The sequence below is a fragment of the Rhodococcoides fascians NBRC 12155 = LMG 3623 genome, from assembly GCF_001894785.1.
In the GTDB taxonomy this organism is placed as follows: Bacteria; Actinomycetota; Actinomycetes; order Mycobacteriales; family Mycobacteriaceae; genus Rhodococcoides; species Rhodococcoides fascians.
The window spans coordinates 119,794-142,273 of record NZ_BCWW01000011.1 but is presented as its reverse complement, the minus strand read 5'-3'; the positions used below and the strand labels follow the sequence as shown (position 1 = coordinate 142,273).

Here is a 22,480-nt window from a genome sequence, read left to right as displayed (position 1 = left end):
GTTCAGAGGGCAGGGGAGAGTGCAGCGGAGTCGAACATCGGCTGCGAGAACGTCTCTGCCGCAACGATCTGCTCCACCGGATCACGGGTGAGTTTGCGCGGGAACGACTTCTCCGGATAGCCGACGGCGATGTGCGCGGCGGTGATGTAGTCGTCCGGGATGCCGAGCAGTTCGCGAATGGCCGGCTCCTCATGGCACAGGAGAGTGGTCACAGCAGTTGCAACGCCCTGATCGCGCAGGCTCAGGCACAGGTTCTGCACGGTGGGGTAGATTGACGCGCCGCCGACGACGGAGAGTCGGCCGAGTTCGTGATCGGTGGGGTGCAGTCCGTCCAGCGCGGCGCAGACCACCACGATGGCGGGCACCTCGTGGAGGTGGCGGGCGAAGTAATCGGCGTCCTGCACGGTCTTGGGCAGTGCGCCGACGGCGACGGTTCCGCCCGTGATGCCGGCGAAGTAGGCGTCCCACATCGGGAGGTACAGATCGGCGAGAGCCTGCTTGCGGGCGGCGTCGCGCACGACGATCCACCGCACGGGCTGACGATTGCCGCCCTGCGGGCCGAAGCGCGCGACGTCGAACGCGGCTTTGAACACCTCGTCGGGAACAGGATCGCTGAGGTACCGCCTGCAGGTGCCGGTGGTGCGCATCGCCTCGGTGAGTTCCATGGGTAAAGTCCCTTCGCCTGTCCGCTGTTAGGTAGTGCCCTGAAGCATTGTGTGGCGTGGGCCACATTGTCAAGGCCTGAAGTGCTGTGAACATTGAGACCGCGAATCCCTTGCGCGAAATTGCCTAACCATGGTTAGTTGAGCTATCGGAGTCGGAGAGAGCAGCACGCAACAGGAGGTAACCGGTGTCCACAGATGCAGCAACGGCAGCGGAGACCGTGGAAGGCGTGGATCGGGATCGGCTCACGCGCGCTCTCACCGCGGCGAATCTGCCCACGTTGGTGGCGGTGCTCTATCAGCTGACCGGAGACCGTACGTGGCTCATCGATCCGTATCGCCCCACCCGTAGTCGGGGCATGGACAACAACGACACGGGCGGATTCGACGACGCCGTGGCCGACCGCATCCGCGCCGCGGCGCTCGACGCGATCTGCGCGTTCCACGAGGGCACGCCCATGGCGGTGCCCGCCCCTGACTCGGAGCACCTCGTCGAGATGATCAGCGTGGCTGTCGGTGAGCAGGTTCCACCCGAGTTCGGCGTCATGGTGGCCGAGGACTTGGGCTTCACTGCCTCGGACACTCCGGTGGCTGCACCGAACGATCTGTCGGTCATCGTGATCGGTGCCGGCGTCTCCGGGATGCTCGCTGCCATCAAGCTGCACGAGGCGGGCATCAGTCACACCGTGCTCGAGAAGAACTCCGATGTGGGCGGCGGCTGGTTCGAGAACACCTACCCCGGTGCGGGCGTCGACACCCCCAGTCACCTGTACTCCTACTCTTTCGCGCCGCGGGCCTGGAGCACGCACTTCGGCAAGCGCGACGAGGTGTGGCAGTACCTCAGCGACGTTGCCTCCGAACATGATCTGCGGCAACGAATTCGCTTCGACACCGAAGTGGCGACCGCCGAGTACGACGCGCAGCGGCAAGGCTGGACCGTCACGACGATGGATGGTGAGATCTTGACCGCCGACATGGTGATCACCGCTACCGGTCAGCTCAATCGGCCGAAGGTGCCCCACATCCCCGGGCTTGAGTCGTTCGACGGCCCCATCTTCCATACCGCGAACTGGCCGGCCGATCTGGATCTGACCGGCAAGCGTGTCGCTATCGTCGGAACCGGGGCCAGTGCCATGCAGGTGCTGCCGGCCATCGCGTCGACGGTGGGGCATGCGACCGTGTTCCAGCGGTCGCCGCAGTGGGTGTCGTCGAGCGACGTGTATTTCACCGAGATGGGCGACGACGCCAACTACTTGATGGACGTCGTTCCGCTGTATCGCCTGTGGTACCGGACGCGGTTGGCCTGGAACTTCAACGATCGCGTGCACAGCTCGCTACAGGTCGATCCCGAGTGGGAGCATCCGCAGCGCTCGATCAACCCGATGAACGACGCCCACCGACGGGTGTTCACCCGCTACATCGAACGCGAGCTCGAAGGCAGGCCGGACCTGATCGAGAAGTCACTTCCCGATTACCCGCCCTTCGGCAAGCGGATGTTGCTCGACAACGGTTGGTACGCCGCGCTCAAACGAGACAACGTCACCCTCATCGCCGACGCCGTCGAGTCCATCACCTCGAATTCGGTTGTTGCGCGCGATGGTTCGGAGACCGAGGTCGACGTGGTGATCCTGGCGACGGGCTTCGAGACCCACAAGCTGCTGACGCCGATCGACGTGCGCGGACGGTCGGGTGAGTCCATCCGCGATATCTGGGGTCCGGAGGATGCGCACGCCTATCTCGGCATCACCGTCCCGGACTTCCCGAACTTCTTCATCACCTGCGGCCCCGGAACGGTATTGGGCCACGGGGGTAGCTACATCACGATCGCCGAATGCCAGGTCCGCTACATCGTCGATGTGCTGATAGACATGGTGGACAAGCGAATCGGAGCCATCGAGTGCAAGGCCGACGTCGAAACGGAGTACGTCCGCAAGCACGACGAGGCGCACGCGAAGATGATCTGGTCGCACGGCGGCATGGACAACTGGTACCGCAACGACGCCGGACGAGTGGTCTCGACATTGCCATGGCGCATCGTCGACTACTGGGAGATGACGCGGCGGGCCGATCTCGACGACTTCGTCATGGAGCCTCGACGGGATGAGGCTCGCTGATCAGTTGGACGTCGCCTGCTGCATCGACAACACGAAGCCGTGCCCGCCGCCCGCGTCGCAGACCATGGCGTCGACTCGGGAGTAGCAGGTGTAGCCGAGGTGCGAGATCGATGTGTTGTAGTCCAGCGATTGCGCGTTCTCGACCCCGAAGGCGCCTTGGTTGAAGCACATCGGAGTCACCTCGGCCGGGTCCAGGAAGAAGCCCTTGCTCATCTCGTCGGCCGAGAACGGTGGCTTGTCGCAGTCCGCTCCGTCGGGCACGGGTGCGTCCGTGGCCTGGCAGCCGGACGAGAACGCGGTGGAGCCGAGCTTGCAGTAGATGTTGCCCGACGGCGACTTCCAGCCAACTTCGTTGTTGATGGCGGCATATCGGGCCGGGTCGACGGGAGTGATCGGCGCAGAGTCGACCGATGGTGTTGTCGCAGAATCGGACTCGGAATGGCTGCCACCCGGTTGCGGAGCAACCGTCACCTGCGGTGCCGCCTCGGTCGATGTCGCCGGCGCACCCGCGACGACGGTGGGAATGACCGACGGCATCGCATTGGTCGGTTCGTCCGAGCTGCTGCATCCCGTCAGGAGTACACCGATGAACGCAATGGCGGCTAGGGCCACGCGACTGCTGTGTCTCGGCATCAGTTGGACGTCGCTTGCTGCATCGACAACACGAAGCCATGCCCGCCACCGGCGTCGCAGATCATTGCTTCGACTCGAGAGAAGCACTTGAAGCCGTTGTAGGAGACGGACGTGTTGTACTCCAATACCTGGGCGTCCTCGGCACCGAATACTCCTTGGTTGAAGCAGGTGGGAGTCACTTTGCCGGGGTCGAGGTAGAAGCCCTTGGAGAGCATGTCCACGCTGAAGGTCGAGTTCGGGGCGCAGTCGGCTTCGGCACCGTCGGGAACGGGGGCGTCGGACGATTGGCAGCCGGAGGAGAAGGGTCCGGAGCCGATCTTGCAGTAGATCTTGCCGGACGGCGACTTCCACGCGACCTGATTACCGGGAACGATCAAGCTGGCCGGGTCGACGGGCGTGATCGGTGCGGTGTTGTTCCCGGGGTCGGCAGCGGTTGGCGTCGATTCGGTCGCCGCGGGTGCACCGGACTCACCTCCGGCGTTGCTTCCACCGGTCTGGGTCGGCGCTGCAACGGTCACCTGCGGCGGAGCGGAGATTTGTGGCGCAGCGGTGGGGGCCGGTGCGGCCGCGGGGGCGTCGTCACTCCCACAGGCCGTCAGAGTCACGGCCGTGAGTGTTGCGGCCGCCGCGAGCAGAGCAGTTCTTCGGAACATTCGGAGCTCCTTCATCAAAAAGCAATGTTGACGTCGCGGGAGATCATGAAGCCTCTGTCGCCGTCGTAGCAGGTGATGCCGGCTTCAGTGGAGCGGCAGAAGTTGCCCGTCACTCCGATGACCTGGCCGTATTCGAGAACTCGTGGGCCGGGATTCCCGCCGAAAAAGATTCCCTGGTTGGTGCAGATCTGTTCGACGGTGCCGTCCTGGGTGATCTGCACGCCGTAGGTGTTGTTTGCCGTGTTTAAGCACTCGCGCCCGGTGTTGCCCGGCACCGAGTAGCGGACCTGACAGCCCACGATCGTTCCGGGAGCATTCGACGAATTGAATGCGCAGAACACATTCCCGCTCGGGGATTGGAAGAAGTACTGGCCACCGTCTACCTCGAAGTCGCGTGCGTCGACGTTCACGTCGTCACGATTCGGAGCGGACGGAACGGCAGGAGTCCCGGTATCGGCAGGCTGCGCCGGTGCCGAAGTCACGACCTCAGGGGCCTCGACTACGGGTCTGTCGGCCTCGGTGCCGCCGCCTGTGTCGGGAGAGCCACCCGCGGACGGCGCGGGGGCGGCGCTGGTGGCCGGCGCTGCATCGGTGCTTGTCGGTGCCTCTGACCCGCAGGCCGTGAGGGACAGGGTGGTAGCGGCGACCAGAGCACACATGGCGACGATGTTGCGGACTTGCCTCATTCGTTCGTCCTCACCGGTGGCTGCAGAGTGCATCACCTCTGAACTATGAATCGAACGGGCCAGATGGTCTGTTAACGTCGTTCGTGTCACGACCCCGTCACGAATCGGTATACGGGTGGACTATCGGATATTTCGCCTGCGAGTGTGGACGGAGATAACACTCAACCGCCAGTTGATGTTTCAGGTTCAACCTGAGACGCCTGGCGCAGGATCGATCTCGATCTGGAATCACGTTGTGCGACTTCGACGAAAGGTACGCAGTATGCGAAAGTCATTGCGGCGAGCGGCAGTAGCTACAGCACTGACTGTGCCCCTCGTGTTGGGGATCGGAGTGGGCACGGCAGCGGCTGCCCCGCAGGTGACGAATTTGCAGGTACCCGTCGTGACCGGATTCCAGATAGCCCCCGGAGCCGTCCCCGGTGGCCTGTTCCAGACCATTCCGATGAAGGCCATTGTGGGCGACGAGCCCGGTGTCGCACGCTTCTCAGCCGCAAACATTGCCCCGTTCGCCGATCAGTATCCCTACCGGTATCTGAACCTGAACTGGCGAAACCTCGTGACAGGTGCGGCGGGTGCCGCCGATCTACGGCATTGGCAGGACGATCCGACACCATCCCCGAGTGGCCCCTACGGACGGGAAGATCTGCCCCTCGAGGTGGTCGCGAATACCGGACCGGGTCCTGTGGTGGTGACGGTGACGCACACCAAGGACTACTCGAACGGCGGCCAATGGGGCTCTCCGTACCTCGACACTCTTCTCCCCGGTGCCGGCATGGTGCTGGTCCCCTGAATTCGATCGCGGATGAAAGGCAAACGATGCGAACATCTTTACGACGCGGAGTAATTGCGCTGGCGCTCTCCGTACCACTGGTTCTGGGTGTGGGAGTGGGTGCGGCGACGGCGGCACCGACGACGTCCGAGCTTCTGGTCCCTGTCGTCACCGGGCCGGAGTTCGGTCCGGCTGGGGTTCCAGGCGGACTCGTTCAGACGATTCCGATCACGGCGACGGTAGGTGAGAAGCCGGGTGAGGTGCGCTTTGCGGCCGCGGACATCAGGCCGTACTACTACCAGTTCAATTACCGCTTCCTGACGGTGAACTGGCGCAATCTCGCCACGGGTGCCGTCGGAGCGGTCGATCTACGGCACTGGGAAGCCCTCGAGAATCCATCGCTCCCGATCAACGCTGAGCCGAGATATCCGGTCAACTTGCCTCTCGAAGTAACTGCGCAGACCGGGGCGGGCCCGGTGGTCGTGACCGTCACCCACAATCGTGAGCAGTGGCAAGCCCCACCCGCATCGAATGCCCTCATCCCCGGCTTGGGTGTGTTGCTCGTTCCGTGACACGTCTGGACGGTCAGCGGGTTGTTTGCCACGCTGTCGTCTGCTGATCGGCGATGCTGACCAGACGATCGAGGCCCACGTTCATGTCGACCAGATGTGAATCGAGTAGCGGAACCTCGTTGAGCGGCTGAGGTTCTACGAACTGCAGGTGGTATTGGTTGTACCCGCCGGCGTCGATGCAGGATCCCACCACTCGGCCGCGGCTGGTGGTCCACGTCGAGTTCGAGGTCGGCACGGTCTCGGGTGCCGTGGTGTACTGCAGCAGAATCGAAATGATTCCGAACGCGAACGGTGCGCTCGGCACCGTGATTCCGACGGGCCGATCGTCTCCGCTGAGTGCCACCGGATCGGTGCACGCCACCTGATACTGCGGGCCACTCGGCAGGCCCCATCGCTGAGACCACAGATCCAGCGACGAATTGCCGAACGTCGACAGCGGCGGCAGGAGCGTGTTGGTGGAATATGCTACGACGCAACCGAACTGGCCCTGTTCGGTGCACAAAGGGATGTTCGTGAAGTCGCCACCGGTGGTGCTGCCGCGGGCCGTCTCGACATTCCCGCCCATCAGGAATGCGCCGACGAGTTGCTGTCTCAGGGCCGCGTCCTGATCGAAGGTGTCGCGCATCAGTTTGCGGAGCATGAACGTGCCTTGTGAATGGCCGATGAGGATGACGCCTCGGCCGTTGTTCTCGGTGGCCATGTAGTTGTCCCAGGCGGCGCGCACATCGGAGTACGCCAGATCTATCGACGGTCCGGCCGCACCCACCAGTGCCAGAGGTAGCCCGACCAACGGGGTCTGGCGGTAGACCGGCGCGAACACTCGGCATTGGGTGTTGAACCGGGCAGCCTGGAAACTGGCGATAGAAGCCACCTCGGGCGTCGCGTTGCCGGGGGCATTGAGTGCGACGTCGTTGGTGACGGTGGGGTAGAGATAGAAGCAGTCGACGGGCTTGTCGGACTCCGGCACGGCCGCGGGTCCAGGAGTCACTGTGCCGGTGCCGAGGTCGGTGGTGTCGCCGCCCAGGTCGCAGGGGTCGCTTGTCAGTTCGGGGCTACACAGCCACGTCGTGGCCGGTGCGGGTTGCGCCGCAGCGGTACCGGTGCCGACGAGACCGCCCGCCATCAGAAACAGCCCTAGTATCGCTGCCGTTGCGCGTCGTCCCACTGCCGCTTCTCCCTGTGCTCTGCTGGTGACGGGTGTCACTGCCACGAAAGTTAGCACGGCTGGCATTCCGATCGATTGCGGGAGACTGTGGTGTCGCCTCACCTGGCCGTAACGGTCAGGTACCCAGGTCACCGGCAATGTCGGCTGCCGTGAGCATCGATACCAGAAGCGGCACAACTCGTTTCGCGGAAATTCGATAGTCACCGCGGCCCTGCTGCTCCACGATGTTCGCCGAGCTCAGCGTCTTGAGGTGGTGGTAGATCTGGCCCGAGGAGCCGACTCCCACCGCGGCATGGAGATCAGCGGCGTTCGCCGGACCGCGCAGCAAGGTTCGTACGATCTGCAACCGAACGGGATGGCCCAGCGCAGCAAGCACTTCCGACATCGAGGCGATGGGCAGGTCGACGATGGCGTCGGGGGAGTAGCTGATGTCCCAGCGGACAGTGCCGTGCAGGTGCACGTCGCCCTGGTAGGCGACGATGCCGCCCGTCGACGGGGCGGCATCGACCTGCTCGGGAGCGTCGCGTCGTTCCAGCTCGGCGACGCGAGCTTCCAGCTCTGCCAGTCTCGACTCGAACGTTGAACTCACACCACGCAGGCTATCCGGTCGAGTACGTCCGACGAGAGCATGGCCTCGAGGATGAGTTGCTGCTGCACGCCTGCGTCCGCATACGCTTGCTCGAATCTGTCTGCAGAAAGACCATCGATCAGCCACACTGCGGTCGCCACCGTTCCATCGGTGCGCCGTAGCTCGAATCCCTGAGTGATCACCCCCGCGAGGCTGCCGCCTTTGAACCCGACACCGAGAACGTCGTCCCCTGCGGGCTGCCATTCCAATTGGCGCAGAATAGTATCCGACGCGGTGCCGAAGGTTCCATCCGTGAAGGCGCGATACATACCGTTGAGTTGTGCGGCCGAACCACCGCGAAAGGTGCTCTGCACTCGGTCGGCTTGCTCCTCGGGAGTGGACGGTTGCAACGACGCCTCCAGTTGGGCGCGGAACTGCGGGTCGAATGCCCACTTCTGCGCGGTCTCCCACCGGTCACCGGCGGCGAGGGCGGGGTCGTAGAGCGACAGGATGTCCGTCACCAGGCTGGGCACCTCGAAGTTCTCCCACCCTCCGGTAGCGGCTGCGTCGATGATCGCTTGATCGCCGAGTTTGTAACGGAGGAAGTCGGGGACAGAGTTGTCGCTTTCCTGGATCATGGCCGTAACGATGTCGTCGATGCGGACCGTGGCATTGGGGTCGGTTGCGTTGGTGCCGGTGTTTGCGATTCTCAAGCGATTCAGGGCGTTAGGATGCGCGCCGCCGTCGGTGTTGGGTACGTACCAGCGCTCCCAATCCGAGAGCGTCACTCGCTCGTTCGGGTCGATGCTGCCGTTCGCGACGGCTTGGGCGTAGGCGGCGAGATGCACCACCTTGATCGCCGATGCGAGTACCTGCTCCTGATCGGCTCGGTGTTCGACGGTGCGGCCGCGTCCGTCGTCGATCACGAGGCCGACGGTGTCGGGTGCCTGATCGATCAGTCCGATCCACCCGTCTTCGGCGGTGAGGTCGGTGGAGGTGACGGGTGCGCAGTTCTCCGGTGTCGGGGTGGCGGCCTCGGCGGTGTCCGAGTCGGTGGAGGCACATCCGCTCATCAACAGGACCGTCGCACAGGCTGCCGAAACCAGGGTGAGGCGTCGCATCTCTAGCCCCTTGGTTGTTCATCCGTAATTACGGAAAAACAATAAGGCGGATGACGTGTCTCGGCAACCCCTTCCGTCGACTCCCGGAATGCGGCTCGCCGTAACACCTGTTACGCTTGTTCGTAACAGGTGTTACGGCGAAGCGGAGAGGTGAGGACGAGTGACTCTCGAATCGGACGACCCGCGGCATCGCATTTCGCAGGCAGTGTGGGACACGATCGGGGAGTTGGGAATCGAGGCGACGACGGTGCGCGCGGTCGCGACTCGGGCGGGCTGCACCACCGGTCTGATCATGCACCGCTTCGGCTCCCGGTCGGCGATGTTGGTGCACGCGCGACAGACCCTGTTCGAGCGCACGGCAGCGCGCGCCGACGAGGCCGGAGCCGGCGGCACGCAGTCCGCGGCGGAGCGGCTGTATTCCGTTGTCTGCTCGGTGCTTCCGCTCGACGACGAGCGCATAGTCGAGGCCAAGATTTTCACGGGCTTCGCGGCGGCTGCGATCGCGGATGATGAGCTCCAAAACCCACACGTGACCCACACGCGTCAGTGGCTCACTCGCATAGCCGGTCTCGTTGCCGACCTCGGCACTCACATCACCGATGTCGAGGCTGCAGAGTGCGCTCAGCACATCGCTACCGCGGTGGAAGGCATCGTGGTTCTGGCGGTACTCGATCCCGAGACGTATCCGCCGGCGACGCAGAAACGACTGGCTCAGCGGACGATCGCCAGCGTGGTCGACCGCAGTGCCGCAACCGACCGGTGACCTTGTCCCTACCTTCGACAGAACGGACCCCCATGCCCACTCTCCACCACGCCCCGCTGAAGCGCGTCGACCAGAACACCCTGTACCGCATCATGGCGCTTCGGGTCTCGGTATTCGTGCACGAGCAGAAAATCGTCGACGACATCGAACTCGATGGCGCCGACCTGCTTCCGACGACGGAGTTGTTCTGGATGCAGGACGACGACGGTGAGGTGCTGGCGACCATCCGAGTCCTCGTCGACAACACCGTTCACATCGGCCGCGTCGCGACCGCCGCCAGTGCACGGGGTAAGGGCTACGCCGGAGAACTCGTGAAAGCGGCACAGGCGGCATTTCCCGGGGTCGTCGAACTCTCTGCGCAGGCGCACCTCGAAGAGTGGTACGGCCGCTTCGGATTCGTTCGTGTGGGGGAGAACTACCTGGACGCTGGAATCCCGCACGTGCGGATGGTGACGAGCAGATGACGAACCCCTCCAGTTCTGGCCAATGCCGTTGAGCTGCAATGATATTTCGAGCGGTTCAGAACAACGTGGGTGCGGTGTAGCGGCCGTGTCGTGCTTCATTGAGTCGGGCGCTCCAGCGCTGTACGAGCCACATTTCGACGAGCTCGGGGCTGGTGCCGATGTCGGCGGCCCATGCGGTGATGAGTTCGACGTAGCGGTCGTAGCGGCGACGAGTGAACCCGGTGACGGACGGGTCTTCGAGCCACCCTTCGTGGATGAGGGTCGAGACTCCGTATTGGTCGATCAGCTGCGCCGGACCGCCGTAGACCGATGCCTTCACCGCCCACAGGAACGTGGCCATCAGAGACATTCCCACGCCTGGTGCATCTGGCCAGCCGGACCAGGTCGAGTTCGGATGCTCGGGCACTGCGCGGTTGCGGACACAGCTGTCGAGCACAGCGAGAGTCTTGGCGACCGGGTTCTCGTCGGGACGGCTGAGGTGCGGGTTCATGACGTCCGGAAATCGCCGCATCGCTCTACGGTGCCGGTGACTGCCCTGCCAGGCCGCGCAGAGAAACAGCAGGCCGAGCGAATCGTATTCGCCTACAGCCAGATCGGTGCCGACTCGAAGATCGTTGCGCTGCACGGTGGCATCGCCGTATGCGACGATTTCTCCGTCGAGGTTGCGGCCCCGCAGTCGAAGGTCGTGACCTGCCCGGTCGAGGTGGCCGTTCCACCAATCCAGGTCCACCTCCACGCCGTCGTCGAGGACATGCAGGTCGTAGCTGCGGTGCTGACACCACTGCACACAGGCCGTGGGCGGCGGGAACCCCTCGTCGAGACGTGACATACCGCCATCGAAGCATCGGGTACCGACAGTTCGAAGGCTGCTGTCACTCCGAGCGGGTCCCGGCTGGTTTGTCGTAGTGATCAGTTTGCTGCGGTCCGATCATTGCCAGTAGCGCCAATTTGTCGGCATCAGGGGTGCCGAGGGCAGCGGTGTACAGGATCAGGTGCTGGTCGAGTTCGATGAGCTTCAGCGAATCGCAGTCCACCGTGATCTCGCCAACGGGGGTGTTCCGAAAGGTCTTTCGCAGGGCGGGGGAGACTGCAACGTCGTGTCGTTCCCACAGTCGAGCGAAGTCGGGGCTGCCGTCGCGGAGTTCGGCGACGAGGTCGGACACGGTCTCGTCTGTCGGATATCGGGTGAGTGCGGTGCGGAGTTCGTTGACCGCGCTGTGGCGGAAGTGGACGTCGTCGGAAATGCCGTAGAGCCGCTCGCTCGGCTGCTCGGTGCCGAGGAAAGCTTTGCGGGCAAGGTTGCGATCACGAGGGGTCAGGGTGCCGAAATCTTCCATGAGCGCTGCGGCGAGATCGTTCCAGGCGAGTACCTCGAACGCGGCCGACATGACGATGCCGGCGGTCTGCGGTAACCGTTCCAGGAGCGTGAGAATGCTGGGCCGAACATCGCGCCGGTGCACACCTGATTTCGCGGGCGCGGTGCCCGCCAGCGCGTGCAGATGGTCGGACTCGGTGTCGCCGAGGCACAGGGCAGCCGCGATGCCCGCCAGCACCTCCGCCGACGGGCGTGGTGCGCGGCCTTGTTCGAGGCGCACGTAGTATTCCGTCGAAATATGCGCGAGCACGGCTACTTCTTCACGGCGAAGACCCGGGGTCCGGCGGCGAGGGCCGGACGGTAAACCCACATCCTGCGGTTGAAGCTTTTCGCGGCGGCTGCGGAGAAACGCCCCGAGTTCCTGCTTGTCCATGAGTTCGATTGTGCCCCGAGTGGAGCGTCGGACCCTAGTACCGTTTGTGCCTGTATCCGGTGTCGATGCGCCTTGATGCTTGCATCATGACCATCGAAACAACTTCCAGTGCTGCCGGCCTTCTGGCCGGAAAAATCATGTTCATCACCGGTGCCAGTCGAGGAATCGGTGCCGCTGCGGCTCAACTCTTCTCGGCTGAGGGTGCTGCTGTTGTGCTCGCCGCCCGCAACGTCGACGCGCTCGATCAGCTCGTGACGACAATCCGAACGGCCGGGGGTACCGCCGACGCGGTCTCCATGGACCTTGCTGACTCCGACAGCATCCGTGCCGCCGTCGCCCGTGTCGAGCAGCTGCACGGACGACTCGACGGCGCGTTCAACAACGGCGGCGTCAACCAGCAGCAGATAGGTCCCCTCGACACCACCACCGAAGACGACCTCGACGAGCAGTTCACCGTCAACTTCCGCGCTCACTGGACGGCGATGAATGCCGAAGCCGCCCTTATGCGTCGGAGTGGCGGCGGTGCCATCGTGAACACTTCGAGCATCGGCAGCCGCCGTGCCGTTCCGCCGCTTCCGGCGTACGGGGCGATGAAGCGGGCACTCAACAGCATCACCGAAACAGCAGCGGTCACCTGGGCTCCTGAGGGCATCCGTGTCAACGGTCTGATGCCCGGAGGAACTGCGACAGAAATGATGGACGAATGGGAGGCGAAGACACCCGGTGTCATCGCAGCCAGTAGCGCTGCGTCACCGATGGGTCGCATGGCCGAAGCCCGCGAAGTTGCCGAGGCGGCCGCGTGGCTGCTGAGTGACAGGGCGTCCGCGGTGACCGGGGCGATCGTGCCCGTCGACTGCGGTTCGGGGGCCTGAACACAATCCTCACGTTCGTACCTTTCCGAGACCAACCTTCATAGGCTCGAGCTGACGGTGAATCGGAGATGGTTCATGTCCCTGCGAACTGTCGGCACCATATGGAACTGTGGGGTCTGGTTAGCCATCAGAACGAACAGGGGAGTGCCGGTGCCCGTTGCCGACAATGCTGTCGACAGGCCACTCGTCGACGTGGTGATCGACGCCATCGACGCGGACAACGACCTGTCCGACGAGGCCAAGTACTTCGTTCTCGCCGCCCTGGAAGGGCCGACAGCGCTACAAGAGCTTCTCAACGGCGTCTCGACCCCGCACGTTCCGGAGCCGTCGGGTAGCCACCTCGTCGAAGAGCCGGTCGGTGCATTTCTGACCTCGATCACTGTCGCGGGATTCCGTGGTATCGGGCCGAAGGCAGCGCTGGAGCTACACCCCGCGCCTGGGATCACGATCGTCAGTGGCCGCAACGGATCGGGCAAGTCGAGCTTTGCCGAGGCACTCGAATTCGCGATCACCGGTTCGAGTTACCGCTGGGAGAACAAGGCCAAGCTGTGGGCCGATACTTGGCGCAATCTGCATCAGGGAGACCCGTGTGAGGTGCGGGTGGGGCTCACGATCGAAGGGTCCGAACCGACGGTTGTCGGTGTCGATTGGACCTCCGATGCCGCGCTGAAGGGATGCTCCACCTGGACTCAGGTGGGAAAGCAGAAGCGCAGTAACGGTACCGAGGCACTTGGGTGGAAGTCTGCCGTCGAATTACATCGCCCGATCCTGTCCTACGACGAAATCGGCGGACTGTTCGACGCGACGCCGTCCACCCTGCACGACGCCCTGGCCAAACTCCTCGGACTCGACGAGATCACCGATGCAGAGAAGCGACTGGCAGCGGTACTCAAGGAGATCAAGGGGCCCCGGCAACGAGCAGCGGAGAGCCTGCGCCAGCTCAAGACCTCGTTGTCGGATGCGTCGGACGATCGTGCGAAAACGGCTGCAGACCTGGTCAAGAAACGGGTTGCGGATCTCGACGCGGTGCTGGCGTTCGCCACCGGATCCGACGCACTGGCATCGCCCGCGCTCATCGGTTTGAAGCGGCTCGCAGCGTTGAGCGCCCCGACGCAGCAGCGTGTCGACGAGGTGGTGGCGGAGCTTCGGGCAGCTTCGGCCGATACGGCGGATTCGGCTAATGAGGCACTGTCGGTGGTGGAGCAACGCAACGATCTGCTCGATGCGACACTGCGACTGCACAGTGAGACGGGCACTATCGAATGCCCGGTCTGCGCAACGGGGACGCTCGACGATGCGTGGGCCGAGCACTCGCGGGCGCAGCTTGCCGAGCAGAGCCAGAAACTGGCAGCCTACAAGCACAGTCGCCGCCGACTCGACCAAGCGCAACGCGCCGCAGTCGAACTGGGGAACGGAATTGCCGACGCCACCGCGGTGGAGGGCGTCGACCTGCCTTCCCTGTCCGAGTATCGAAAGTCCGTCGCCGTGGCGCGAGAGCAACCGTCGAGTTCTTCCGGTGTGGCGGATCACTTCGCTACGACGATCCCCGCGGTTATCGAGTCTGCTGAGGCGCTGCGCACAGAGGCCAAGGAAGCGGCGGCTCAGCGTGAGGACACGTGGGCACCGATTGCTGGACGTCTGGCCGCGTGGGCCACCCTCGAATCCGCAGCGCGAGAGGCGGATGAGGCCGTCAAGAACGTCGACACGGCCAGGAAGTGGATTGCCTCGCACGCCAAGCAATTGAGGGATCAGCGGCTTGCTCCGATTGCCGAGCAGGCGCGCGACATTTGGGCGGAGTTGCGGCAGGAAAGCAATGTCGACATCGGTGCCATCAACTTGGTGGGTCATAACACCAGCAGACGAGTGGTGATGACCGGCTCGGTCGACGGCGTGGAGTCCGAGGCACTGTCGGTCATGAGTCAGGGCGAGTTGCATGCGTTGGCATTGGCACTGTTCATACCGAGAGCGACTACGCCGAACAGTCCGTTTCGATTCATCGTGCTGGACGACCCGATCCAGGCAATGGATCCAGCGAAGATCGACGGCTTCATCAAGGTGCTGTCGACGCTCGCGAAGACCAGGCAGGTCATCGTGTTCTCGCACGACGACCGATTGGCCACTGCGATCAGGCAACTCGAAGTCGACGCTCGACTCGTCGAGGTGATGCGCGAACCAGGTTCCAACATCAGTGTTTCCGAGACACAGAATCAAGCGACCCGCTATTTCAACGATGTGCGGGCATTGGTCCTGGACGAGAACGTGCCTGACGACGTCAAGCGTCGGGTCGCACCCGGCTTGTTCCGTTTGGCTCTGGAATCGGCTGCGCAGCAGGTGTTCTACGCAAAGCAACACCGGGCGGGGGAGTCTCGGCTGGCGACTGAAGAGCGGTGGTCGGCAGTGCTCAAGACGCGCAACAAGATTGCCCTCGCCGTGCACCAGGATCCCGAACGCGACCTGTCGCAGTGGCTCGGCTTCCGCACCGAACGCTTCCCGACGCTTCATATCGCGAATGCCGGCAGCCACAACAGTGCCGATCGGCCGATCACCTGGGAAGTGGTGAACGACCTGAAGAAGATGGTCGACGGGATCCTCGCCGAATGACTACGACCACGTCACCGGCAGTAGCGCTGAGAAATGCCGAACTGCTGCTCGGCGGAAGTCATGGTGCTGCAGGCGGTTCGGCGCGTCTGGCTGCGTTCCTCGCTCGCCAGGCGCTGGAGGAATTGGTCATCGAGCGTTGCGTGGCGTTGGGCGTCGACATCGAGCGACCGAGTATGCGATCTAGGTTGGTGATCTTGCGGTCGTTGGATACCACGGAACGCGCGGACGCCGCGTCGGTCGCGTGGAACAGGCTGAGCAACGCCTGCCACCACCATGCGTATGAGTTGGCACCGACGGTTGCTGAAGTCAGGCACCTCTGTGGAGTCGTAGCCGTGTTGTTGGAGGGTAAATGACAACCGAACCGATGGGCGGTGGTGTGGCGGCGTTCATCGACCCCACCACCGACATGCTGCGAGAGCAGTGGATGTCCGTTCTTGCACGAAAGGTCGTTCCGCAAGGCGTCCGGCAAGTGCACTTCGTTCCCTGCGAGGTGGTTCTGTGCCATTGCGCATCGCTGTTGATGGATCACCGCAGGTACGGGAGCTCGACGGCGCACAAGGCTGAATTCCCGGTTCAGCCTCTGGCGCGACTGTTCAAGCGTCCCCCGTCTTCAATCTTGGCCAAGATGGCGAATCTCGACGGCACCCGTAGCAACGGTGGCAAGCATGAGCTGGAAGTCGCTGCGCGACTGGGGGACGTGGAGCTGTTGCAGGGGGTCTATCTGCGGATCCTCGACGTCGCGCGCAGTCTCGGGATCGATCGCGAGGAGCTTCCCGATTTCCTGGGTCTGGAAGACGGCGAACGCTTCGAGCTCGAAGGCCAGTATGAGCTGGATTCGAGCGACGTCGAAACCTCGCTCGTAGATGCCCTCGAGACGTGGTCGCGCAAGCGGGCCGACATCCCCATTCTGACGACCGAGAGGATGCTGACGTCAGCGGTACGCGTAGGGCAGCATCGGTTTGCGCAATCGGTGTTGCGAAATCATCAGCACCGGTGCGTGTTCTGCGGAATGAGCGGGGTGATCGGCGGTAAGCGGCGACCGCGGATGATGGCTGCAAGCCACATCAAACCCTGGCGGGACAGCAACAACAAGGAGCGCCTGGACCCGCGAAATGGTCTGACGGCGTGTCCCACTCATGATGTTGCATTCGATACTGGGCTCATCACGGTGAATGACGATCTCAGCATCAGCTACGCGCCCAGTGTTGAGGACGACGTGTCGGCTGCCGCCCCGCTTAGATACGCACTGGGAAAGCCGCCGTTAGGGGATCGAATTTTTCTGGGTCCGGAGTCTGTAGCGCCCGAAGTGTCGTACCTCAACTGGCATCGCAGCCAGATCTATGTGTCGATATAACGACACAGCGCACGTACCAGTGACAACCTCACATTGGAACCTATCCTCAGGCTAGGGCTATTCGCGGTACGGCGACTGGCATGAGATCGTTCAATTCCATGAACTGCACTAGGTTCTGCGTCATGTCTCGCTCCGCGATCATGGCTGCTACCGAAGGTGCCTTGGCATCGCTCAACGCCTCAACTGTGTTGATCTGAGCGGACAGCTCCGACACAGCACCAGATGCTTTCAGCCAAAGCTCGTCGTCGAAAGCATGGCCGAGAACTTTCTGGGCGTAGGCAACGGCTACAGCGAGCAAGAGTTCCGCCGAGCTCAAGCGATGCTGACCTCGACGTCCGGAAACGGTTGCCGCTGTTGTAATGGCTGCACCCGATCCAGCGATTCCGCCGATGGTCGCAAGACCGCCCGCCATGCCTCCGGGTCCCAACGCCGCTAGTCCACCCGTCATTGCTGCTGCGCCCGCAGCTCCAGCCGGTGCAAGAGCGATAAGACTGATAGGGGCAATTGCAATTACTGCGACTCCTGCGCCCGCGATTGCCCATCGCTGCCAATTTGCCTCGGGTTTGCCGAGTTTCGCCATTTTGTTGTTAAAAGTTCGTATCGCACCAGCCAAAGTATTTCCGAATTCCGGGGTACGGCCGACTTGCTTGACGAACTCTGGAAGTGCTTTGAAACTACTGTCTGCGATATCGATCTCGAAGGGTGCGGTGAGGTCGCTGAGCGCGAGGATGGTGAGCTGTTCGATCATTTTTGGCACACTCCAGTACTTCGGTACCTTTGGTGTTTCTCCTTCGGCCAACAAGTGCAGCTCGCGGGGGAGGGGCACTCCCTTGCTGTCTGCCTCCCATATCTGGGTCACTAGGTCAAGTCGCTTGATCCGGATTGCTTCGATGAAACGAGCCTTCACCTTCGAATCGGTGATCGCGTCGGATACCGCGTACCGAAAATGCAGTTCCAATATTAAGGCGGCCGTATCGTCGGTCAGCTTCGTTGTCACCCTCGTCGTGCGTCGAGGAGTGAGAGCAGACTGGTGGAATGCGCTTCCGACGGCTCTGGCTACGGAAGGTTGCGATAGGTATGCAGCCGAGCTGTGACCGACGAGGCCGATGCCGACCCGAATGTCCTGCACATCGGCGAACACCGACGCAAGCCCGCGGGCTCGTGTCACCGGGTCTCGTCCGCTGAAGAAGTTCAACCACGAGTTGGTTTGCGCGTAGGGGAAGTTGCCGATTAGTTCGCGCCGAGACACGGCAAATAATTTGGTCTGTGCGGGGCTTCCTATAGTGATTACGCGACGGACCGATAGGTCAACCGGCAATCGAGACAAGAGATCGACGGTGACGACGCTACCCAGGCTGTGGCCCACGATCACGATCTCGCCCTGTAGTGGCACCGATTCCAGCACCCGTGTCAAGACAGCCCCACGAAGACCTTTGCGGTGCACGTAGGCCCTGATCTGGCTGATCTCGTCAGCGAACCACTTGTCGGGCATCGCTTTCGCAAATGCGCCCAACATCGAATCCGACGGATCGAAGTCGGGTAGCGGGAATCCAAGGCTCTCGACCCTCGGGTCGACGCCAACCACTCGGGCGGCTTCGATTTGACGGTTGATGAACTGAGCACGCTCCGCAGACTGGTCGGACTTCTCGGTACTTACCGTTGGCCTTGGAATGCTTGCCTCGGCGTCCAAAGAGGAGAGGAGGTCGCTGTAGTGAGGTGCGATCACGTCCTTCGGGTCGATCACCGGCAGGTTCTCGTCACACAAGCTTTCGTTGAGCGCGTCGAGCCACGCCCGGCTCGTGTCGCCGTCGCCGACACCGTGCAAGTAGATCAACTTCATTGATGGACTGCCCTTCGAGCGGAGCGGATTGAGTCTGTTTCGAGCGAAAGGTTAATACCGGCTGTTCGGCTTGTGCCGGGCAGCCCAGGGGTCTACGCCGGACGTAAGGCGGAAACATAGTTACCGTGCTCAGTCCGTCGATGTGGACTACGGCTCCGGCCGGGTCAACCGGGCGCTCGTCGCGTCACACTGGCGGTAGGTCGACCCGGTAGACCATGCTCTCTGCGATGTCGACTACGTCTTCGGGGTAGTAGATCGACACTGTCGGACTGCTCAGAGCTTTTGTAACCACCGCAAGCTCCCAGTTGGGGTCTTCTCTGGCGGAACGCAATTCGTTCCGCGTCAGGAGAATTGACGGCTTGGCACCCGCGACGCCCTTGACCTCGACCCTGTACAACGTGCCGTCCGGTGCCACACATGAAAGATCCCATCCCAGCTTTTGGTAACCTACATCGGTTACCTCGCAATGGAATTGATCGCGATAGTAGTCAGTCACGGCATCGACTGCGGCATTCTCGATAAGCTTGTTCGTGACAGGATCGCCGAAGCCCGCTCCGCGCTCACTCACGGTGATCGCCTGGCCGGCCGGTTCACCGAGTTCGGGCCACGGCGGCAGCAGATCTTGGATGGCTGCGAGCTGAGACTGATTTACCCACGATGGGTTGCTCGCGAACGGCTGGCGAAGCACTTCGAGGTTATCGAGAACCTTGATCTGTTTCAACTCTGCGCTTGTCAGAGGCGCATCGAGCAAGTGCAGATCGGTAGGGGCGAACGAGTGAGCGTCGATCCGTTTGTCGTCGTCCACCCAATAGCCTTCGGATGGGTGGGCCACAAAATCGGGAGTGCCAGTCGTCCACCCGTAGCCCCAGATTCCCCGCGGCATAGCGCCGTCTTCGGCGCCGCTCACCCAGAAAATTACCCGCTGCCCGTGCTGAATCAGCTCGGATCGGTAGTTGTTCGCAACGGACCAACTATCGATAAGGGTATGACCGTCAGCCATGAATGACTTCAGGTCCCATGTTTTCGGATTGCACTTGAAGACCCAGGCGCCCAGATTGGACAAAGTTACGGAATCACTCTGCATCGCAGGTATTTCCGATAGCCCGATGACATCCCAACGACCACGCCAGTCGATCACCTGGGCATCGGTGATCCTGTGATGCGTGTCGGTATCGGCGTTGCGCGATGGGTCCCGTGAGAGCCACACATCCACGTCGCCGGCGATGGTTTGTCGCATCCAGTCGTGTTCGACGATGCTGATGTTCGACGCGTCGAGTCGCACGTCAACGAACGCCCAGGCGTCGATGCGTCTGTGTGGTGGGCGAACAAGTCGTGACTTCTTGGTGTCTTGCCAGTCTCCCGACTTCTTCGTCTTGAGTCTGACTCGGTGTACACGGGCATCTCGACCCCGCACCTCGACGACTGCTTCAAGGCCCGGCATCCGCTGCGTGGTTCCGCCGCGCCGACGTACTTCTGCCTCGAACAATGCGAACCCGTCCTCGGTCGTAGCCACTACATGCCTCCGGCTGTCGATTTATCCTGTTCACGAATGGGTTTGGCCCAGTGCAGCTGCCCGAAGGTCGTCGCACTGTCAGTCACCGAGATCTCAGACCTGCTGCTGACGGCCGGCGACGTACTCGTCTCGAAGATCCTTCAACTTCCGGCCGTCCGGAAGAAGCCAGAAATACCACCCATTGGTGGCACCTTTCCTGAGGTGATGGCCTGCACCCGACGGCGTGGTGAACCGTTGTCCGTCCAAAGACAGGCTGGAATCTTCGTTGACTATGGCGCGCAGGTCTTTCCAGGTCCCCGAGCGTGCGTGAAGCTCAGTGCCTGGCTCGAGGAGCCCAGCAGAAACAAGTTGCGTGAGAGTGACCGATGCTGCTTGCTCTGCTGGCTTGTCCTTGACCTCCCCGATATGGCCTTCAGGAACCGGCCACGTCGCGAGCAAAGATTGGATGAGTGCATTGGTTCGCTCGTTGATCTCCTTCTCTGACCAGCCGTCGGCGGCGATGTTCTTCCGTCGATTCATCAAGAAGGTGTCGTGAGTGTCCAAACTCGCGCGTTTGCCGTTTTCGCCCAACCACGGACCGTTGGACACTTTCCCGTTGAGAGCCTGCGTCAGCAATGTGAGGTTGCCGAGCCGATGGATGTGTTCTCTCCGCTGGTCTTGCCCCTGTGGGGTCTTCGCTGGCCAGTGGGCCTCCCACTTCTGAGGCATCAAGTGTTCGATGGGATAGCCAATTCGCGGAACTCGGGAGTTACTCATCGGCTTCGCAGTTGTGAAGCCGCGTAAGTGATCTTCGACCGCTTCGAGGAACACACGGAGCCGGCCTCGTTTGAACCGACGGTAGACAGCTTGCGTCCTGACGTCCTCAAGTACTTGCTTGTCGCCGGGCCAGTACGTACCGGCCGCGTTCAGACGGGTGAGGTAGAGCTGGACTGCGTTGATCAGATTCTCGGGCGGTGTCTGGCGGTTGCTCTTGATGAGGTCCGCCACCACCCGCCCGAGATCGCTCGTCCCCAATCGGGTGAGGACTCGCCGCATCACCCAGCTTTCGCAAGCGTTGACAACTCCGTCGATTGTCGCCTGGTCGTAATTCGAGTCCGGCTCGTGGAGCCAGATGAGTACCGGTTTGAGCAGTTCGAGCTCGCTCGCATGCAGTCGGTAGACGTTGAGTTCCACCGCGGTCAATGGTGCGTGAGGCTCAGCGGCGCGCTCGGTCCAACTCCTGTACTGATCGGCCTGCACCTTGATGATCGGCAGAAGCGTTGTCATCGACTGTGTCGCTTCGTGTTCGGCAAAGTGCTTGAACCGTGTGAACGTATGGCGGGGGCTGATCTCCTCACCCACGCGTGCCACCAGCCACTGATTGAGGAACAGCGAACTCCGAGAGACGAGGTACCGACCGACGCTGACCTCGCGCTCCCAGAATGTGGAGTCGAACGGCCAGTCGTCCTTGTAAGACTTCGCAGTGTCAGTGCCCTCCGAATCCAGTCTCTGAAATACAAAGTTCTTGATCAGATCGGCCGCGGTCAACGGTGTGCCACGGGCATTGAGCGTCTCGAAGATCTCCTGCGAGTTCTCGTCGGCTTGAAGGTCGATGACAACTAGCTGCAGCCCTCTTGTCAACACTCCCGTCAGTGCCTCCGCACGGGAATGCGCGGACGAGTCGGTCACCGGTCCTAGCCATTCCTCCACGGCGGCGCTGAAGTATTGATGCCCTTGCGAAAGCAGACTCTGTGCGTGCGTGAGTCCCGCGTAGTCGATTGGCGGGTCGGCCTGCATGACCTCGTCGAAGGCCATCCGGTCCCGGTTGGTATGTCGGAGCTTGAGGCGATCTTCTTCCTGGTCGACATAGTGGGCGGGGTTGTGGGTCAACTCCTCCAGTCGTCTGGCCAGATTGTCTTCGGCTCGTGCCTCGAGTACGGACGCAGTTGCGTCCATGACGAGCTGCAGTGTGGTGAGGCGCTGTTGGCCGTCGATGATCAGGCGCGGCTGAAATGTGCCCGTCTGATTTTCCTGCGCTTGCAGAACAACAGCTCCGAAGAAGTGGGTGGCGCTACTCGACGGGTCTTTCAAGCGGAGCTCGGACAACCTGCGAATGTCGTCCCACAGGGGTGCCCACTGGTTTTCGAGACTCCACACGTAGGGCCGTTGGAACAACGGAATGACCAGGTGCTGAGGGAGATTGAAAATATCCAGGGGGGAACGGACTTCGGTCTTCACACGACTCCTCGGTTGCCTGCTCGGTGAGTCACACGGTACATACCACCCACGACATCCACGCTGGTTTACGCGGGACCACGGCGTGATCTCCGACCTGCCCCCGCGACGGCTCAGCACCAAGCCCACGTCACCAACCGACCGCCCGTCACGTTTGTCCGACTCTGC

At 62.4% G+C, this 22,480-nt stretch carries 21 protein-coding genes; 9 read left to right on the top strand and 12 right to left on the bottom strand.

Going from position 1 to position 22,480, the window contains the following annotated elements; genetic code table 11:
- Window positions 1-2 precede the first annotated feature (2 nt).
- Window positions 3-665 carry a nitroreductase family protein gene (locus RFA01S_RS21800; RefSeq protein WP_027497814.1) on the bottom strand — a complete coding sequence of 221 codons (663 nt, stop codon included), beginning with the start codon at window positions 663-665 and terminating at the stop codon, window positions 3-5.
- Window positions 666-850: 185 nt separating this feature from the next.
- Between RFA01S_RS21800 and RFA01S_RS21795 the strand changes: the two genes are divergently transcribed.
- Window positions 851-2,776 (top strand): flavin-containing monooxygenase, encoded by a 1,926-nt coding sequence (locus RFA01S_RS21795; protein ID WP_174557301.1) that lies wholly within the window; start codon window positions 851-853, stop codon window positions 2,774-2,776.
- Here the strand turns inward: RFA01S_RS21795 and RFA01S_RS21790 are convergent, their stop codons facing one another.
- Genes RFA01S_RS21790 through RFA01S_RS21780 form a run of 3 tightly spaced genes read right to left on the bottom strand, consistent with a single transcriptional unit; the run spans window position 2,777 to window position 4,748 of the window.
- Window positions 2,777-3,388 (bottom strand): hypothetical protein, encoded by a 612-nt coding sequence (locus tag RFA01S_RS21790; protein ID WP_139278496.1) that lies wholly within the window; start codon window positions 3,386-3,388, stop codon window positions 2,777-2,779.
- Between the two features lie 20 nt (window positions 3,389-3,408).
- The gene (locus tag RFA01S_RS21785) at window positions 3,409-4,062 is read right to left on the bottom strand and encodes a hypothetical protein (protein ID WP_139278495.1); all 654 of its coding nucleotides are present in this window, start codon (window positions 4,060-4,062) and stop codon (window positions 3,409-3,411) included.
- Between the two features lie 14 nt (window positions 4,063-4,076).
- Window positions 4,077-4,748, bottom strand: a complete 672-nt coding sequence (locus tag RFA01S_RS21780; RefSeq protein ID WP_032407007.1) for a hypothetical protein — start codon at window positions 4,746-4,748, stop codon at window positions 4,077-4,079.
- A gap of 262 nt (window positions 4,749-5,010) precedes the next feature.
- On the opposite strand from RFA01S_RS21780, the gene RFA01S_RS21775 reads away from it, so the two are divergent.
- Both RFA01S_RS21775 and RFA01S_RS21770 read left to right on the top strand, forming a co-directional pair.
- On the top strand, window positions 5,011-5,538 hold the full coding sequence (locus RFA01S_RS21775; protein ID WP_052060623.1) for a hypothetical protein: 528 nt from the start codon (window positions 5,011-5,013) through the stop codon (window positions 5,536-5,538).
- 26 nt (window positions 5,539-5,564) lie between these two features.
- On the top strand, window positions 5,565-6,089 hold the full coding sequence (locus RFA01S_RS21770; protein ID WP_052060622.1) for a hypothetical protein: 525 nt from the start codon (window positions 5,565-5,567) through the stop codon (window positions 6,087-6,089).
- A 13-nt stretch (window positions 6,090-6,102) separates the two neighbouring features.
- Here the strand turns inward: RFA01S_RS21770 and RFA01S_RS21765 are convergent, their stop codons facing one another.
- The 3 genes from RFA01S_RS21765 to RFA01S_RS21755 form a co-directional block, all read right to left on the bottom strand.
- Entirely contained in the window at window positions 6,103-7,299 is a 1,197-nt protein-coding gene (locus tag RFA01S_RS21765) for a DUF3089 domain-containing protein (RefSeq protein WP_307718876.1), read from the bottom strand.
- A gap of 70 nt (window positions 7,300-7,369) precedes the next feature.
- Entirely contained in the window at window positions 7,370-7,843 is a 474-nt protein-coding gene (locus tag RFA01S_RS21760) for an ArsR/SmtB family transcription factor (RefSeq protein WP_032406957.1), read from the bottom strand.
- Entirely contained in the window at window positions 7,840-8,943 is a 1,104-nt protein-coding gene (locus RFA01S_RS21755; protein WP_032406956.1) for a serine hydrolase, read from the bottom strand. The genes RFA01S_RS21760 and RFA01S_RS21755 overlap by 4 nt, the downstream gene beginning before the upstream one ends.
- 160 nt (window positions 8,944-9,103) lie before the next feature.
- Between RFA01S_RS21755 and RFA01S_RS21750 the strand changes: the two genes are divergently transcribed.
- Both RFA01S_RS21750 and RFA01S_RS21745 read left to right on the top strand, forming a co-directional pair.
- Entirely contained in the window at window positions 9,104-9,706 is a 603-nt protein-coding gene (locus RFA01S_RS21750) for a TetR/AcrR family transcriptional regulator (RefSeq protein ID WP_032406955.1), read from the top strand.
- A gap of 32 nt (window positions 9,707-9,738) precedes the next feature.
- On the top strand, window positions 9,739-10,170 hold the full coding sequence (locus tag RFA01S_RS21745; protein WP_032406954.1) for a GNAT family N-acetyltransferase: 432 nt from the start codon (window positions 9,739-9,741) through the stop codon (window positions 10,168-10,170).
- A gap of 55 nt (window positions 10,171-10,225) precedes the next feature.
- On the opposite strand, the gene RFA01S_RS21740 is transcribed toward RFA01S_RS21745, so the two are convergent.
- Together RFA01S_RS21740 and RFA01S_RS21735 are read right to left on the bottom strand one after the other, a co-directional pair.
- Window positions 10,226-10,999 carry an 8-oxoguanine DNA glycosylase OGG fold protein gene (locus tag RFA01S_RS21740; protein ID WP_032406953.1) on the bottom strand — a complete coding sequence of 258 codons (774 nt, stop codon included), beginning with the start codon at window positions 10,997-10,999 and terminating at the stop codon, window positions 10,226-10,228.
- A 43-nt stretch (window positions 11,000-11,042) separates the two neighbouring features.
- Window positions 11,043-11,918, bottom strand: coding sequence for a helix-turn-helix transcriptional regulator (locus tag RFA01S_RS21735; protein WP_032406952.1), 876 nt, complete (start codon window positions 11,916-11,918; stop codon window positions 11,043-11,045).
- Between the two features lie 86 nt (window positions 11,919-12,004).
- Between RFA01S_RS21735 and RFA01S_RS21730 the strand changes: the two genes are divergently transcribed.
- From RFA01S_RS21730 to RFA01S_RS21715, 4 genes are all read left to right on the top strand, one after another.
- Window positions 12,005-12,790, top strand: a complete 786-nt coding sequence (locus RFA01S_RS21730) for an SDR family NAD(P)-dependent oxidoreductase (RefSeq protein WP_032406951.1) — start codon at window positions 12,005-12,007, stop codon at window positions 12,788-12,790.
- Between the two features lie 150 nt (window positions 12,791-12,940).
- Window positions 12,941-15,391, top strand: coding sequence for an AAA family ATPase (locus RFA01S_RS21725; protein ID WP_238325078.1), 2,451 nt, complete (start codon window positions 12,941-12,943; stop codon window positions 15,389-15,391).
- On the top strand, window positions 15,388-15,744 hold the full coding sequence (locus RFA01S_RS21720; protein ID WP_032406949.1) for a hypothetical protein: 357 nt from the start codon (window positions 15,388-15,390) through the stop codon (window positions 15,742-15,744). The genes RFA01S_RS21725 and RFA01S_RS21720 overlap by 4 nt, the downstream gene beginning before the upstream one ends.
- Window positions 15,741-16,745: an HNH endonuclease gene (locus RFA01S_RS21715; protein ID WP_032406948.1), complete on the top strand. Its 1,005-nt coding sequence runs from the start codon at window positions 15,741-15,743 to the stop codon at window positions 16,743-16,745. The genes RFA01S_RS21720 and RFA01S_RS21715 overlap by 4 nt, the downstream gene beginning before the upstream one ends.
- Window positions 16,746-16,791: 46 nt before the next feature.
- Here the strand turns inward: RFA01S_RS21715 and RFA01S_RS21710 are convergent, their stop codons facing one another.
- The 3 genes from RFA01S_RS21710 to RFA01S_RS21700 form a co-directional block, all read right to left on the bottom strand.
- A complete protein-coding gene (locus tag RFA01S_RS21710; protein WP_032406947.1) occupies window positions 16,792-18,585 on the bottom strand; it encodes an alpha/beta hydrolase family protein in 1,794 nt (597 codons plus the stop codon).
- A 184-nt stretch (window positions 18,586-18,769) separates the two neighbouring features.
- Complete coding sequence (locus RFA01S_RS21705) at window positions 18,770-20,098, bottom strand: protein NO VEIN domain-containing protein (protein ID WP_052060621.1); 1,329 nt, start codon at window positions 20,096-20,098, stop codon at window positions 18,770-18,772.
- Between the two features lie 93 nt (window positions 20,099-20,191).
- Window positions 20,192-22,315, bottom strand: a complete 2,124-nt coding sequence (locus RFA01S_RS21700) for a GmrSD restriction endonuclease domain-containing protein (RefSeq protein WP_032406946.1) — start codon at window positions 22,313-22,315, stop codon at window positions 20,192-20,194.
- Between the last annotated feature and the right edge of the window lie 165 nt (window positions 22,316-22,480).

What these genes read in the sequence shown, in the direction of transcription:
- RFA01S_RS21755 (WP_032406956.1), bottom strand. Translation starts at nt 8,943, where the DNA reads ATGCGACGCCTCACCCTGGTTTCGGCAGCCTGTGCGACGGTCCTGTTG.
- RFA01S_RS21720 (WP_032406949.1), top strand. Translation starts at nt 15,388, where the DNA reads ATGACTACGACCACGTCACCGGCAGTAGCGCTGAGAAATGCCGAACTG.
- RFA01S_RS21785 (WP_139278495.1), bottom strand. Translation starts at nt 4,062, where the DNA reads ATGTTCCGAAGAACTGCTCTGCTCGCGGCGGCCGCAACACTCACGGCC.
- RFA01S_RS21730 (WP_032406951.1), top strand. Translation starts at nt 12,005, where the DNA reads ATGACCATCGAAACAACTTCCAGTGCTGCCGGCCTTCTGGCCGGAAAA.
- RFA01S_RS21740 (WP_032406953.1), bottom strand. Translation starts at nt 10,999, where the DNA reads ATGTCACGTCTCGACGAGGGGTTCCCGCCGCCCACGGCCTGTGTGCAG.
- RFA01S_RS21745 (WP_032406954.1), top strand. Translation starts at nt 9,739, where the DNA reads ATGCCCACTCTCCACCACGCCCCGCTGAAGCGCGTCGACCAGAACACC.
- RFA01S_RS21800 (WP_027497814.1), bottom strand. Translation starts at nt 665, where the DNA reads ATGGAACTCACCGAGGCGATGCGCACCACCGGCACCTGCAGGCGGTAC.
- RFA01S_RS21710 (WP_032406947.1), bottom strand. Translation starts at nt 18,585, where the DNA reads ATGAAGTTGATCTACTTGCACGGTGTCGGCGACGGCGACACGAGCCGG.
- RFA01S_RS21770 (WP_052060622.1), top strand. Translation starts at nt 5,565, where the DNA reads ATGCGAACATCTTTACGACGCGGAGTAATTGCGCTGGCGCTCTCCGTA.
- RFA01S_RS21780 (WP_032407007.1), bottom strand. Translation starts at nt 4,748, where the DNA reads ATGAGGCAAGTCCGCAACATCGTCGCCATGTGTGCTCTGGTCGCCGCT.
- RFA01S_RS21775 (WP_052060623.1), top strand. Translation starts at nt 5,011, where the DNA reads ATGCGAAAGTCATTGCGGCGAGCGGCAGTAGCTACAGCACTGACTGTG.
- RFA01S_RS21735 (WP_032406952.1), bottom strand. Translation starts at nt 11,918, where the DNA reads ATGGACAAGCAGGAACTCGGGGCGTTTCTCCGCAGCCGCCGCGAAAAG.
- RFA01S_RS21715 (WP_032406948.1), top strand. Translation starts at nt 15,741, where the DNA reads ATGACAACCGAACCGATGGGCGGTGGTGTGGCGGCGTTCATCGACCCC.